13 protein-coding genes are annotated in these 13,202 nt (G+C 69.0%); 6 read left to right on the forward strand and 7 right to left on the reverse strand.

Going from position 1 to position 13,202, the window contains the following annotated elements; genetic code table 11:
- Positions 1-21 precede the first annotated feature (21 nt).
- Positions 22-930, reverse strand: a complete 909-nt coding sequence (locus ABJF88_12655) for a diacylglycerol kinase family protein (protein ID MEP0547776.1) — start codon at positions 928-930, stop codon at positions 22-24.
- Positions 931-1,021: 91 nt separating this feature from the next.
- On the opposite strand from ABJF88_12655, the gene ABJF88_12660 reads away from it, so the two are divergent.
- From ABJF88_12660 to ABJF88_12670, 3 genes are all read left to right on the forward strand, one after another.
- Complete coding sequence (locus ABJF88_12660; protein MEP0547777.1) at positions 1,022-1,360, forward strand: phage holin family protein; 339 nt, start codon at positions 1,022-1,024, stop codon at positions 1,358-1,360.
- Between the two features lie 108 nt (positions 1,361-1,468).
- Positions 1,469-2,785, forward strand: a complete 1,317-nt coding sequence (locus ABJF88_12665) for an OmpA family protein (protein ID MEP0547778.1) — start codon at positions 1,469-1,471, stop codon at positions 2,783-2,785.
- Between the two features lie 32 nt (positions 2,786-2,817).
- Positions 2,818-3,651, forward strand: coding sequence for a hypothetical protein (locus tag ABJF88_12670; protein ID MEP0547779.1), 834 nt, complete (start codon positions 2,818-2,820; stop codon positions 3,649-3,651).
- Between the two features lie 21 nt (positions 3,652-3,672).
- Here ABJF88_12670 and ABJF88_12675 read toward each other — a convergent pair whose 3' ends face one another.
- On the reverse strand, positions 3,673-3,990 hold the full coding sequence (locus ABJF88_12675; protein ID MEP0547780.1) for a DUF971 domain-containing protein: 318 nt from the start codon (positions 3,988-3,990) through the stop codon (positions 3,673-3,675).
- Positions 3,991-4,077: 87 nt separating this feature from the next.
- Here ABJF88_12675 and ABJF88_12680 point away from each other — a divergent pair, with 87 nt between their 5' ends.
- From ABJF88_12680 to ABJF88_12690, 3 genes are read left to right on the forward strand one after another with little or no spacing between them, the layout of a single operon-like run.
- Positions 4,078-5,001 carry a ring-cleaving dioxygenase gene (locus ABJF88_12680; protein ID MEP0547781.1) on the forward strand — a complete coding sequence of 308 codons (924 nt, stop codon included), beginning with the start codon at positions 4,078-4,080 and terminating at the stop codon, positions 4,999-5,001.
- Positions 4,998-5,675, forward strand: coding sequence for a dienelactone hydrolase family protein (locus tag ABJF88_12685; GenBank protein MEP0547782.1), 678 nt, complete (start codon positions 4,998-5,000; stop codon positions 5,673-5,675). The genes ABJF88_12680 and ABJF88_12685 overlap by 4 nt, the downstream gene beginning before the upstream one ends.
- A gap of 43 nt (positions 5,676-5,718) precedes the next feature.
- Entirely contained in the window at positions 5,719-6,624 is a 906-nt protein-coding gene (locus ABJF88_12690) for a DUF5996 family protein (protein MEP0547783.1), read from the forward strand.
- Here ABJF88_12690 and ugpC read toward each other — a convergent pair.
- The 5 genes from ugpC to ABJF88_12715 form a co-directional block, all read right to left on the reverse strand.
- Entirely contained in the window at positions 6,621-7,754 is a 1,134-nt protein-coding gene (gene ugpC / locus ABJF88_12695) for a sn-glycerol-3-phosphate ABC transporter ATP-binding protein UgpC (GenBank protein ID MEP0547784.1), read from the reverse strand. The two genes, ABJF88_12690 and ugpC, sit on opposite strands and share 4 nt — an antisense overlap.
- Before the next feature lie 82 nt (positions 7,755-7,836).
- Complete coding sequence (locus tag ABJF88_12700; protein ID MEP0547785.1) at positions 7,837-8,679, reverse strand: carbohydrate ABC transporter permease; 843 nt, start codon at positions 8,677-8,679, stop codon at positions 7,837-7,839.
- 76 nt (positions 8,680-8,755) lie between these two features.
- On the reverse strand, positions 8,756-9,745 hold the full coding sequence (locus tag ABJF88_12705; GenBank protein MEP0547786.1) for a sugar ABC transporter permease: 990 nt from the start codon (positions 9,743-9,745) through the stop codon (positions 8,756-8,758).
- Between the two features lie 88 nt (positions 9,746-9,833).
- On the reverse strand, positions 9,834-11,045 hold the full coding sequence (locus tag ABJF88_12710; GenBank protein ID MEP0547787.1) for an extracellular solute-binding protein: 1,212 nt from the start codon (positions 11,043-11,045) through the stop codon (positions 9,834-9,836).
- A gap of 66 nt (positions 11,046-11,111) precedes the next feature.
- Positions 11,112-13,094 (reverse strand): glycoside hydrolase family 13 protein, encoded by a 1,983-nt coding sequence (locus tag ABJF88_12715; protein MEP0547788.1) that lies wholly within the window; start codon positions 13,092-13,094, stop codon positions 11,112-11,114.
- Positions 13,095-13,202: the final 108 nt, after the last annotated feature.

Below are 13,202 nucleotides of genomic sequence, written 5' to 3' on the forward strand. Positions count from 1 at the left end.
TCGCAACGGAGTTGACCGAGCCTAGCCCTCCGGCTCCGGCGAATAGCTCGGCCCCACCGCCACACGGAGCGCGCCGGGGACGACCTCGAACGTGATCGGCTCGTTCGTGTGCATCTCGCCGTCGAGGTTGAACCACATGCCGGGCGTGGACTCGACGCGGAGGCGGCGGGCGCGGCGGTAGACGACGTGCTCGCTGTCGAGGTAGTCGCCGGCGAGGGCGCGGGCGGCGAGGCCCGCGAGCTCGACCGCCGTGCACTCCTTCACGATCACCACGTCGAGCAGGCCGTCCTCGGGATTCGCGCGCGGCGCGGCCGGCCGACCGCCCCCCGCCGTCCGCCCGTTCGCGACGACGACGTTGAAGGCGTCCACCTCCTCCAGATCAGTGCCGTCCCACGCGACGAGCGTTTCGTACTCGGAGAGGTCGGGGAGGGCTTTCACGGTGCCGATGAGGTACGAGAGCGGGCCCCACGTCGCCTTCAGTTCGTCCGTCATCGCCGCGTCGAGGTCGCCGGTGAAGCCGCCGGCGCAGACGTTCGCGGCGTACACCGTCTCGTCCCCGCTCTCGACGCGGATGAGGTCGAGGGCGCGGCGCTCGCCGCGGAGCGCGAGGTGGAACGCGAGGACGGGATCGTTGGGGAGGGCGAGCGTGCGGGCGAGGTCGTTCCCCGTCCCGAGCGGGACGACGCCGAACGCAGCCGCGCCGAAGTCGCGGGCTAGGCCGTTGATGACTTCGTTCACCGTCCCGTCACCGCCGGCCGCGATGACGAGGTCGTAGCCCTGCTCGACGGCGTCAGCGGCGAGTTCGCGCCCGTGGCCTGGTGCCTCGCAGTCGCACAGCTCGACGTCGGATTCGGCGTGGATGGCGAGGCGGAGGGCGTCGGCGGCGTCGGCGCTCCCCGCGTTGGGGTTGAGGATGAGGCGGGCCTTCATGCAGGAGGGGGAGGGGAGAGGGGAGGCGGGCACTTTCCGCGCGCGTAACCCTTTAATCGCCGTCCTCCCTCTTCGATCCCACCCCGTCGTCATGAATCTGCTGCTCCGCTGGCTCGTCGGCGCGCTCGCGCTCCTGCTCGTCGCCTACCTCCTGCCCGGCATCGCCGTGGCGAACTTCTTCCCGGCAGCCGTCGTGGCGGCCCTCGTGCTCGGGCTCGTCAATGCGTTCATCCGCCCGCTCGTGAAGCTGCTCACGCTGCCGCTGACGTGCCTCACGCTCGGGCTGTTCTCGCTCGTGATCAACGCCGCGCTGTTCTGGGCCGTGGCAGCGTTCGTCGACGGGTTCGCCGTCGAGGGGGCCGTGGCGGCGCTCCTCGGCTCCCTCGCCTACAGCCTCGTAACGGCGGCGGCGAGCGCCGTGCTGAAATGAGCGGGGGCGTTGGAAAAAGCTGACCCACGCGGGCTCCGCATCTCGTGACAGAGAAGGAGGGCGAGCACATCGCCCCCGCTATTCTCTGTCGTTCACGAGCTTACCGCCATGCGTATCCGCTTCTCTCCGTTCCTCCTCGCCGCCCTCGCGCTGCTGCTCTGTGCCTCGCCGGCGCAGGCGCAGTTCTGGGACAAAGTCAAAGACGCCGCCAAGCGCGGGGCCGAACGCGCCGCCGAACGCGAGACCGCCGAGCGCGCGGACCGCGCCGTGACGAACGTGTTCGAAGCCGGCGACGACGCCGTCGCCTGCGTGGTCGGCGACGACGCCTGCGTCCGGCAGGCGCAGGAGGAGGGGCGCGAGGTCGTCGTCGTGGACCGTGACGGCGAGCCGCTCCCGGCCGATGCGCAGCCCGCCGCCGCTCCCGCTTCGCCCGCACCTGCCGCGAGTCCTGCCGCGAGTCCTGCTGCTGCACCCGGCGACGGCGTGTGGGCCAACTACGACTTCGTCCCCGGCGACCGCACCCTCTTCTACGACGACTTCGCCCGCGACCGCGTCGGCGATTTTCCGCGCCGGCTGGAGTTCCGCAACGGGTCGATGGAGGTCGTCGAGTGGGAGAACGGCCGCGCGCTCCGGGCCAAGACGACGGGCGCCTTCGATGTCGTCCTGTCCGAGACGCTGCCCGAGCGGTTCACACTCGAGTTCGACTACGTCGCCTCCGACTTCACGAACGACTTCCAGATCCAGATCGTGGACGGCGCGGGCGAGCCGCTCGGTCGCAACTACGTGCAGGTGGACCCCTACGGCGGCGTCGGCATCGAGTCGTTCGAGCGCGGCGGGGTCTCGTCGGTGCAGGAGGATCGGCGGCTCGACACACAGATGCTCCCGATCCGCGTCGCGGCCGACGGGTCGTACGTGAAGGTGTACGTCGGCGAGGAGCGCGTTGCGAACATCCCCAACGCCGACCTCGGCCGCAGCGACCGGATCCGGTTCGCGCTCACCGACGTGCGCGAGGAGCCCATCTACTTCAGCAACCTCCGCGTCGCCGCCGGGGGCCGCGAGATCCTCTACGACCGGCTCATCGCCGACGGCCGCGTGGCGACGCACGGCGTGCTCTTCGACACCGGTAGCGACCGGATCAAGCCGGAGTCCACCCCGACGCTCGACGACATCGCCGAGACGCTCCGGCAATACGGCGACCTCCGCCTCCGCATCGAGGGCCACACCGACAATGCTGGCTCGGCCGACGCCAACCGGCAGCTCTCCGAGCGCCGCGCCGCCGCCGTCCGCGACTACCTCGTGCAGCGCGAAGGCATCGACGCGAGCCGGCTCGAATCGGCCGGGCTCGGCCAGACCGCGCCCGCCGCCGACAACGCCACGCCGGAGGGCCGGCAGACGAACCGCCGCGTCGAACTCGTCGTCTTATAACCCCGTCCCATTCACGTCAACGCTTCGACCCCATGCGCCGCCTGTTGCTGCTCCCGCTGCTCCTCGCCCTCGTTCCCGCCGCGCTCGCACAGTCCGCCGAGGAGGTGATGCGCGAGGCCCTCGCCCGCTACGAATCCGAGATGGCCGGCATCCGCGACTACACCCTCACGCAAGAGGTCATCGGGAACGAGGTCACGACCTACGCCGAGCGGACGGAGGGGGGCGGCCCGCTCGCGTACACGTACTACGTCGTGACCCCCGGCGGCCTCTATGACGTCGGCGAGGGCGAGGAGCGCGCCGCCGCCAACAATCCGTTCCTCATGCTCGACCGGGTGGCGGACGAGGCCCGCTACGTCGGCACCGAGGACGTGGGTGGGGTCCGGTCGCACGTCCTCGCCGTGGACGACTTCGGCGACATCGCCCGGGAAGCCGGCGCCATCCCCCCGCAGGCCGACGGCGAGTTCGACATCGACGAGGCCACGTTCTACCTCGGCACCGACGACTACCGCCTCCGCAAGATGACGATGGAGGGGACGATGACGAACGACGGCCGCACGTCGCCGGTCCGGTTCGAGACGGTGTTCTCGGACTTCCGCACCGTCGACGGCTTCACGACCCCGTTCCGCACCGACATGACGATGCAGGGAGTGGAAGGACAGATGTCGGACGCGGAGCGCGAGGACGCGCGGCGGCAGCTCGAAGAGGCACGGCAGCAGATGGGTCAGATGCCGCCCGCGCAGCGCCAGATGATGGAGCGGATGATGGGCGACCAGCTCGAAAAGCTTGAGCAGATGCTCGGCGGCGAAGGCTTCGCGATGGAGATCGTCGTGACCGACGTAGCCGTCAACACCGGCCGGCCGGAGTAGTCCGCGTGACGCCCCGGCGACTTACCGGAGCGAGCGGAGGTACGTCCACGACCAGATACCGTGGACGTGCCCGTCGCCCCACTCGAATTGCACGGCGTAGTTGCCTGCTGGCACGACCCTCTTGAGTTCGTAGGTCTGGAGGCTCGGGAGGTCCCACACGACGGGGTCGACGGGGTCGGCCATCTTGCCGTGGCCGCCGCGGCATTCCACGCACGGGCACGCGCGGCGCAGACCCTCGTACGAATACACGGAGGTGTGACCGTCAGCCCACGTGATTGTGAGGGATTGGTCGGCGTGATCGACGGCGATCTGCGTGGGAGTCGTGCGGGGGTCGCTCATGCGGGGAGGGAAGGCGGCGTGGCGTGCAGGGTGGTCGGAAACCGACCGCACGGAAGGTAGTTGTTTGTTGTAACGAACATCAATGCCATGCCTCTCCCCATCTCCGGTCTTCACCACGTCAGCGCGATCGCCGGCCCGCCGCAGTCCAACGTCGATTTCTACGTCGGCGTGCTCGGCCTCTGCCTCGTCAAGCGGACGGTCAATTTCGACGATCCCAGCGCGTATCACCTCTACTACGGCGATGCGACCGGTCGCCCCGGCACGGCGATGACGACGTTCCCGTGGCCGAACGCTGTGCCCGGCCGCGCTGGCGCGGGGATGACGGCCGCGACGGCGTTCTCCGTCCCCGCCGATGCGCTCGATTTCTGGATGGGTCGCTTCGCCGACCGCGCGCTCGACTTCGACGCGCCGACGGAGCGCTTCGGCGAGGCCGTGCTCGCGTTCGCCGACCCCGACGGGTTGCCGCTCGAACTCGTCGCCCACGACGCGGCGCCCGATGCGATCCCGGACGCGCACGCGATCCGCGGCTTCCACAGCGTCACGCTCGCGCTCGCCGACCCGACGCCGACAGCACGCGTACTGACCGACGTATTCGGGTGGGACGACGGGGGCGAGGAGGGCGGACGGCTCCGCTTCCGCGCACCCGACGGCGGCCCGGCGAGCGTCGTCGACCTCGTGCAGACGGATGAGCGCGGGCGGCCCGGCGCCGGGACCGTCCACCACGTCGCCTTCCGCGCCCGCGACGACGACGAGCAGCGCGCGTGGCGCGACGCACTCCGCACCGCCGGGCTGCACCCGACCGAGGTGAAGGACCGCCAGTATTTTCGCTCCATCTATTGCCGCGAGCCCGGCGGCGTCCTCTTCGAGATCGCCACCGACGGGCCAGGCTTCACCACCGACGAGGCGGCCGCCGACCTCGGCACCGCGCTGAAGCTGCCGCCGTGGCTCGAATCCCGCCGCGACGCCATCGCGCAGCGGCTCCCCCCTCTCACCCTTCCGACTTCCCGATGAGCCCCAACGACCCGCACGCCGACCCCCTCGTTCGCACCGTCGGAGCCCCGTTCGAGCGCGCCCGCGCCGCCGTGATCATCCTCCACGGGCGCGGCGACTCGGCCGACGGGATTCTCGGGCTCGCCGAGGAGTTCGCGCAGCCGGACGTGGCGTACGTCGCGCCACAGGCGGCGGACCAGCAGTGGTATCCGTACTCGTTCCTCGCGCCGCTCTCCCGCAACGAGCCGTACCTCTCGTCTGCGCTCCGGGTCGTCGGGCGGATGGTGGAGGAGGTCGAAGCGGCGGGCATCCCGCCGGAGCGGACCGTGCTGATGGGCTTCTCGCAGGGGGCCTGCCTCGCGAGCGAGTTCGCGGCGCGGAATCCCCGGCGCTACGGCGGGGTCGTCGCGCTCAGCGGCGGGCTGATCGGGAACGAGCAGCTGCAAGCTGTCGACCCGCCCGCCGACAAGGTGCTGGATTACGAGGGCGATCTCGCCGGCACGCCCGTTTTCCTCGGGTGCAGCGACGTGGACGCCCACATCCCGCTCGTCCGCGTCGAGCACTCCGCCGAGGCGCTGGAGAAGATGGGCGCCGACGTGACGCTGCGGATCTACCCCGGCATGGGCCACACCGTCAACGACGACGAGATCCGGTTCGTCCGCGGCCTCCTCGCTCGTGTGCAAGAGGCCGCGTAGTCCCGGCCTCAAGTGCGTCGCTATCCACCAAACCCCGCCCGAGATGAACACGTCGCCGTGGCCCACGCTCCCGCCGCTCGCCGACTGGCAGGACACCTGCTCGACGCTCCACCTCTGGACGCAGGTTGTCGGCAAAGTCCGGCTCGCACTCGGGGCCGACCTGAATCACTGCTGGGGCGTCGCGCTCTACGTCACTCCGCGCGGGCTGACGACCTCGGCGATGCCGTTCGCGACGGGCAGCGTGCAGATCGACTTCGACTTCGTCGATCACGCGCTTCGCGTCGAGACGTCGGAGGGCAAGCGAGCGTCGTTCGCGCTCGAACCGATGTCGGTGGCGGCGTTCTATCGCCGGACGATGGACGCGCTCCGCGAGGTCGGCGTCGAGGTCCAGATCTGGCCCGTGCCCGTCGAACTGCCGGAGGTGATCCCGTTCGAAGACGACACCGAGCACGCGAGCTACGACGCCGATGCCGTCCACGTTTTCTGGCGCGCGCTCGTGCAAGCGGACCGCGTATTCACCGACTTCCGCGCGCGGTTCGTCGGCAAGTCGAGCCCGTCGCACTTTTTCTGGGGCGCATTCGATCTCGCCGTGACACGGTTCTCGGGGCGGACGGCGCCGCAGCACCCCGGCGGCTACCCCAACATCGCCGACCGGGTGATGCACGAGGCGTATTCGCACGAAGTGGCGAGTGCCGGCTTCTGGCCGGGGTCGGGACTCGGCGAGGCCGCGTTCTACGCCTACGCATACCCCACGCCCGACGGGTTTGCCGACCGCGCCGTCGAGCCCGACGCCGCGTACTTCTACCCCGACCTCGGCGAGTTCGTCCTGCCGTACGAGGCCGTGCGGACGGCGCCTGACCCCGACGCCGCGTTGCTGGCGTTTCTGCAGAGCACGTACGAAGCCGCTGCCGACCTCGCCGACTGGGACCGCGCCGCGCTCGAACGCTAGACGGCCTGCGTTTCGGTACTCTCAGTCAGCGCCTGCTCGGTCTCGGCGTCGAAGAAGTGCAGCTTGCCCGCGTCGAGCGCGAGGTCGAGCGCCTTCCCCGGTTCCGGTAGCACCTGCGGCGCCACGCGCGCGACGACGGTGTGCGGCCCGGCGTGGGCGTAGACCACGACCTCGTTCCCCATCGGCTCCAGCACATCGACGGTCCACCGGCTCGCGGCAGCGCTGTCGGCTGCAGCAACATCCACGTCTTCGGGTCGGACGCCGAGCGTGACCGGGCGTCCGGCATAGCCCGCGAGCCGGGCGACGTAGCGATCTGTGAGCGGGAGCCGCAGCGCGTCGGCCTCGGCGACGAAGGCGAGCGCGCCGCCGTCGCTCGTGATCCGGCCCTCGATGAAGTTCATCGCCGGGCTCCCGATGAACCCGGCGACGAAGCGGTTCACGGGGTGGGCGTAGAGCGCGAGCGGGGTGTCGATCTGCTGGACCTCGCCGTCCTTCAGCACGACGATCCGGTCGCCCATCGTCATCGCCTCGACCTGGTCGTGCGTGACGTAGATCATCGTCGCCGCGAGGGCGCTGTGGAGCTTCGAGATCTCCGTCCGCATCTGGACGCGGAGTTTGGCGTCGAGGTTGGAGAGCGGCTCGTCGAAGAGGAAGACGGCGGGCTTCCGCACGATGGCGCGGCCGACGGCGACGCGCTGCCGCTGCCCGCCCGAGAGGAGCCCCGGCTTCCGGTCGAGCACAGCTTCGAGCCCGAGGATGCGGGCGGCCTCGGCCACGCGCTCTTCGATCTCGGCCTTGGGAAACTTGCGGATCTTCAGCCCGAACGCCATGTTGTCGCGGACGGTGAGGTGGGGGTAGAGCGCGTAGTTCTGGAAGACCATCGCGACGTCGCGGTCCTTCGGCGCGAGGGAGGTCGCGCCGTCGGCGACGACGCGGTCGCCGATCGTGAGCGCCCCGCTCGTGATCTCTTCGAGCCCCGCGATCATCCGCAGCAGCGTCGATTTCCCGCAGCCGGAGGGGCCGACGAACACGACGAACTCCCCGTCCTCGACGGAGAACGAAGCGCCGTGGACGGCCTCGTAGCCGTTGGGGTAGACTTTGCGAACGTGCTCGAGTTCGACGCGGGCCATGATTCGACAGGGGTGGTTGATCAGAAAGTAGAGACGCAGCATGCTGCGTCTGTACGGGTGGCACGTTGCTCGGTGCGTAGCATCATCCCTTGACGGCGCCGAGCGTGAGGCCGGAGATAAGGTAGCGGCTGAGCGCGAGGAAGAGGCCGACGACGGGGATCGAGACGAGGAGCGCGCCGGCGGCGTAGAGCCCCCACTGCGTCGTCATGTCGCCCTGAAACATCTTGAGCCCGAGCGGGAGCGTGAACATGTCCGTGTCTTGCAAGACGACGTTCGCGACGACGTACTCATTCCACGCCGTCATGAACGAGAAGAGCGCGGTGATGACGAGGGCGGGCGCGGCGAGCGGGAAGATCACGCGGCGGAACGCCTGCCACGGCGTGCACCCGTCGATGCGCGCCGCCTCTTCGAGCGCGATCGGGATCGTGTCGTAGTACCCCTTCATCTGCCACACGCAGAACGGCAGGGCCGTCGCCGAATAGATCACGATGATGCCGAGGTACGAGTTCAGCAACTGGAGGTTGATGAGCACGACGTAGAGCGGCAGCAGCAACATCGTCGCCGGAAACATCTGCGTGATGAGCAGGCCGCTGAGCATCGAGCCGCGGCCCATGAATTTGTACCGGCTGATGGCGTAGCCCGCCGTCGAGGCGAGCGCGACGCCGGTCACGGTGACGACGAACGAGACGATGAGCGAGTTCATCATCCACCGCAGGAACGGCGTCTCGAAGAGGAGCACGCGGTAGTTGTCGAGCGTCGCGCCGTCGGGGATGAACGCGAGCGAGGTCGAGAGGAGCTGGTCGCCGGGGCGGAGGCTGACGGTGATGATCCGCGTGATCGGGTAGACCGCGATGAACGCGAAGAGCGTGAGCACGGCGTACGGGCCAATGCGTCCGAGCAGGGATTTCGAGTCGAGTCGGGCCATGTGTTTCAAGTTCGGGGTCCGGGGTTTTGAGCGGGAGGATTCTCGACCTCCCGCCTCGTACTTCCAACCTCCAACACTAATACGCTGCCTCCGTGGCGTTCGTCCGCTTGAGCAGGACCTGGGTGAAGACGAAGAGCACGGCGAAGATCACCATCGAGAGCGCGGCGGCCCAACCGAAGCGGTACATCTGGAAGGCCGCCTCGTAGACGTAGCTCACGAGGATGTGCGTCTGGTCGTTGGGCTCGCCGCCGTTCGAGACGAGCCAGACGACGTTGATGTTGTTGAACGTCCACACCACGCCGAGTGTGATGGCCGGGATCATCACCGGCTTGAGGAGCGGCACGGTGATGCTCCAGAACTTCCGCCACTCGCTCGCGCCGTCCACGTCCGCCGCCTCGTACAGCTCGCCGGGGATCGACTGCAGGCCGCCGAGCGCGACGACCATCATGAAGGGGAAGCCGAGCCAGATGTTCGTGAGGATGACGGCGACGAACGCCTCGAACGGGCTCGTCAGCCACGCGATCGGGTCCATCCCGAAGGCACCCGAGAGGAACAGGTTGATGGCGCCGTACTCGTAGTTGAACATGCCCCGCCACGTCAGCGCGGTGATGTACTGCGGGAGCGCCCACGGCAGGATCAGCAGCACCCGCCAGGCCGGCTTCCCGACGATGAACGTCTTGTTCAGGATCACGGCGAGGAACACGCCGAGCCCGACGTGGAAGACGATGTTGACCACCGTCCACACGATGGTCTTGAAAAACACGCTCCAGAATGCGGCCTCGGTGAAGACGGCGGCGTACTGCTGAAGCCCGATCACATCCCAGTCGCGGATGTGGTAGATGTTCATGTTCGAGAGCGAGAGCACCACGTTGTAGAAGAACGGGTACGCCACGACGGAGAGCACGATGAGGACGGTCGGCCCTAGGAGGGACCAGAGGAAGATCCGGTGCCGCCACGTCTCGCTCAGGCGGGAGGCGGGGGCGACGGGGTCCGTCTGCCGGGCCATCTTTTCCTTCGAGCGCTCGCGGGCTTCGAGCCCCGCCACGGTGTCTTTCGCTTCGAGCATGGGGTGTGTGATGCGTAATGGGTGATGCGTGAGGGTGCCCTGCCCCGTCGCTCTGCCGTGGGCACGGTCACGCATCACGCATCACTCGTCATAAAAACGTGTCGGCGATGAGCTTCTCGACGTTCTCCTGCATGAGGCGGGCGCCTTCTTCGGGCGTGACGGCGCCGTTCATGATGAGCTGGTAGGGGCCGCGCATCCCGTCCCACACCTGCCGCATCTGCGGCGCGATCGGCATCATCCGGCCCTTCTCGACGGTCGCGAGCGAGGCTTGCAACTCGGCGTTGTCTCGGACGGCGTCGGACTCGCGGACGGTGCGCATCGTGGGGATCGTGGCGAGGTCGGCGGCCATCTGGCGCTGGATGGCGGCGCCGGTAAGCGCCATCAGCACGGCGCGGACGGCGGGCAGCTTGTCGTCGGGCACGTTGACGTTGACGGAGTAGCCCTTCGCGGCGACCATCGGGCCGGACCACTGCCCGGTCTCGCTCACGCGCGGGATCGGCGCGATGCCGTAGTCGATGCCGGAGTCGCCGTATCCGGCCCATGCCCACGGACCGTTGATGATGCTCGCGGCGCGGCCCTCCTTAAAGAGCGTTTCAGCCACGTCGTAGTCGCTCTCGCCGGGGATCACGCCGTACTTATCGCGGAGGTCGAGCACGAAGCGGATCGCGCGGACGGTCGCCTCGTTGTCGAGCGTCGGGTGGCCCTCGTCGTCGAGCACCCAGCCGCCGAAGCCGGTGAGGAAGGGGATGAAGAAGAACGGCTCACGGTAGTTCCACGTCAGCCCGTACGTGTCGGTCCGCCCGTCGCCGTCGGTGTCCTTCGTCTCGCGCTGGAGCGCGGCGATCATCTCGTCGGTCGTCTCGGGCGGCGTCGGGAGGAGCGCCTTGTTGTAGACGAAGACGAGCTGGTTGCCGATCTGGTCGGCGAGCATCCACGGCTCGCCCTCCCAGCGGACGATGCCCTCGTCGGTGAACTGCGCGAGGTAGTCGGCGGGGAGGACTTCGTCGATGGGCCGGATCGTCGCGGTGACGGCGAGCACGCCGACGTTGTCCGCCGGGCCGAAGATCAGCTCCGGCCCCTGCCCTCCGACGGAGCCGACGACGAAGAGATTCCGCAGCTCCTCGGTCTCGCGGTAGAGCGCTTCGACGACGACGGTGTCCTGCTCGGCGTTGAGCCGGGCGACGGCCTCGTTGAAGAACACCCGCTCGGCCCCGGTCTTCTGGTGCCAGATGCGGACGCGCGTCCGGTCGTCCTCCGGCCCGCACCCTGCCATAAGTAGCAGGACGAGCGCTAGCGTCATCACCGTAGGGGCGCAGCACGCTGCGCCCCTACCACGCTGAAGAAAATGGAAGAGCCTCAACATTGGTTATCTGTCTTCCCGCGTGAGCACGAGCCCGGTCCGCGCGGGGATGTCGAGGAGCAGCGCCTCGGCGTCCTGCTGCACGCGGCCCGGCCCCTTCGTGGTGGCGAAGGTGAGCGCGTACGTCCCGGCGACCGGCACCGGCACGCGGACGCTGTGCGCCTCGTCCGAGCGGTTCAGCACGACGACGACGGCCTCATCGGGCCGCGTGCGGGCGAAGGCGAAAACGGCGCGCTCGTCGTCGGCGAGGAGCACGCGGAAGTCGCCGTGGCGGAGGGCGTCGCTCTCGTTGCGGAGGGCGATGGCCTCTTTGTGGAAGGCGAACAGGTCGGCGTCGAAGGCGACCTCGTCGCAGGCACGCTTACGGCCGAGGGGATCGGCACATTCGTCGTCGTAGGCGAGATCGGCCCAGACCATCGGCTTGCGGTCGTCGGGGTCGTCGGCGCCCCACATCCCGGCCTCGGTGCCGTAGTAGATCATCGGCGGGCCGACATACGTCATCTGCATGAGGGCGACGAGCCGCTGGATCTCGCGCTGGTCCGGGCTCGGCCGGCGGACGTCGTAGTCGTAGCCGCCGCGCGGCGAGACGCGCCCGGTCCAGTCGTAGTCCCAGCGGTCGGGCGCGGCGTACGCCTCGTCCGGGTCCGCGTTCACGATCATCGACGCGACGCGGTCCGTGTCGTGGGAGTCGACGAGGTTCTGGAGCGCGTACTGCACGGCCTCGGGGTACTCCTCGCGCCGCTCGTTCAGCATCTCGGCGAACGCGCTCGCCGGGGCGGTGCCGTCAATGAGGAAGCCTTTGACGGGGAACGCGAAGCCGTGGTAGTTCATCGTCGCCGAGAACCCGCCGACGCGGACGAACTCGTCGGCCTCTTCCCAGATCTCGGTGACGGTGTAGGCCTCGGGGTTGAGCTCGCGGACGTGCGCGTTCCAATCGGTCCAGAACTTGACGGGCACCTCGTTCGCCACGTCGAGCCGCCAGCCGTCGATGCCGTCGCTCGGGTCGCCGTCGCCGTTGGGGTCGTGCCAGCGGGCGGTGGCGTCGAAGACGTATTCCTTCGGGCCGGGGTGGAGGTCGGTCCCGTCGGCCGTGTCGGCGAACTCGGGGAGGGTCTCGACGCCCCACCACCCGGCGTAGGCGAACTCGTCCTCCGGCGTCGCCGGGTCGTCGAAGGACTCGACGACGTACCAGTCGGTATAGGGCGAGGCGGCCTGCTCGGTGCGGAGGTTTTCGAAGGCGAAGAAGTCGCGGCCGGTGTGGTTGAACACGCCGTCGATGATGACGCGGAGGCCGCGCGCGTGGGCCTCGTCGAGGAGGCGGTAGAACAGCTTGTCGGCCTCGGTGTGGTGCCACGTCGCGGGGTCGCTCGTCTCCGTCGCCATGAGGGCGAAGTCGCCGGCCGGGTCCGGCCCGAAGTGCGGGTCGACGTGGTGGAACGAGTTGCCGTCGTACTTGTGGAGCGAGCGGGCGTAGAAGACGGGGTTGAAATAGATCGTGTTGATCCCGAGGTCTTTGAGGTAGTCGAGCTTGTCGATCACGCCTTGCAGGTCGCCGCCGTAGCGCCGGTCGAAGACGCCGTCCTCGTAGAAGTCGTCGCCGCGCACGGTTTCCCAGTCGGCGCGGGCGTACCAATCGCTCGTCCACGGCGTGACGGCCCAGTTCGCGGGGATGCGGTCGAGCGGCGTTTCGAGCGAGGCGCGCGTCGGGTCGTTCGTGACGTCGCCGTTGCGGAAGCGCTCGGGGAAGAGCTGGTAGAACACGGCGTCGGCGGCCCAGGCGGGGACGTTCGGGTTCGAGCGCAGCGCGGCCTCGCTCCCGGATTCCATCACCGGCTTCTCCATCATGGACTCGTCCATCGCCGGCGTTTCCGGCGCGGCCTCGACGGCGGCGACCTCAACGGGGACGGCGGACATCTCGTCCGATCCGGCGCAGCCGACGAGGAGGGCGAGTGCCAGCGTCAGCAGACCCCCCGCCGCGCTCGCGGTCACTCGCGCAGGGACACGCCCCTGCGCTCGCTCCCGGCAACGCGCGGCTGTCCCCCTTTGAGGGGGACAGCTTTTTTCGCTCTGAACGGAGGGACTCGTCCCGGAGTGATG

It is taken from the genome of Rhodothermales bacterium, assembly GCA_039944855.1.
GTDB lineage: Bacteria > Bacteroidota > Rhodothermia > Rhodothermales > JANQRZ01 > JBBSMX01.

Bases quoted from the DNA above. Each gene is read 5' to 3' on its own strand.
- ABJF88_12655 (MEP0547776.1), bottom strand. From the start codon at position 930: ATGAAGGCCCGCCTCATCCTCAACCCCAACGCGGGGAGCGCCGACGCC.
- ABJF88_12660 (MEP0547777.1), top strand. From the start codon at position 1,022: ATGAATCTGCTGCTCCGCTGGCTCGTCGGCGCGCTCGCGCTCCTGCTC.
- ABJF88_12665 (MEP0547778.1), top strand. From the start codon at position 1,469: ATGCGTATCCGCTTCTCTCCGTTCCTCCTCGCCGCCCTCGCGCTGCTG.
- ABJF88_12670 (MEP0547779.1), top strand. From the start codon at position 2,818: ATGCGCCGCCTGTTGCTGCTCCCGCTGCTCCTCGCCCTCGTTCCCGCC.
- ABJF88_12675 (MEP0547780.1), bottom strand. From the start codon at position 3,990: ATGAGCGACCCCCGCACGACTCCCACGCAGATCGCCGTCGATCACGCC.
- ABJF88_12680 (MEP0547781.1), top strand. From the start codon at position 4,078: ATGCCTCTCCCCATCTCCGGTCTTCACCACGTCAGCGCGATCGCCGGC.
- ABJF88_12685 (MEP0547782.1), top strand. From the start codon at position 4,998: ATGAGCCCCAACGACCCGCACGCCGACCCCCTCGTTCGCACCGTCGGA.
- ABJF88_12690 (MEP0547783.1), top strand. From the start codon at position 5,719: ATGAACACGTCGCCGTGGCCCACGCTCCCGCCGCTCGCCGACTGGCAG.
- ugpC (MEP0547784.1), bottom strand. From the start codon at position 7,754: ATGGCCCGCGTCGAACTCGAGCACGTTCGCAAAGTCTACCCCAACGGC.
- ABJF88_12700 (MEP0547785.1), bottom strand. From the start codon at position 8,679: ATGGCCCGACTCGACTCGAAATCCCTGCTCGGACGCATTGGCCCGTAC.
- ABJF88_12705 (MEP0547786.1), bottom strand. From the start codon at position 9,745: ATGCTCGAAGCGAAAGACACCGTGGCGGGGCTCGAAGCCCGCGAGCGC.
- ABJF88_12710 (MEP0547787.1), bottom strand. From the start codon at position 11,045: ATGACGCTAGCGCTCGTCCTGCTACTTATGGCAGGGTGCGGGCCGGAG.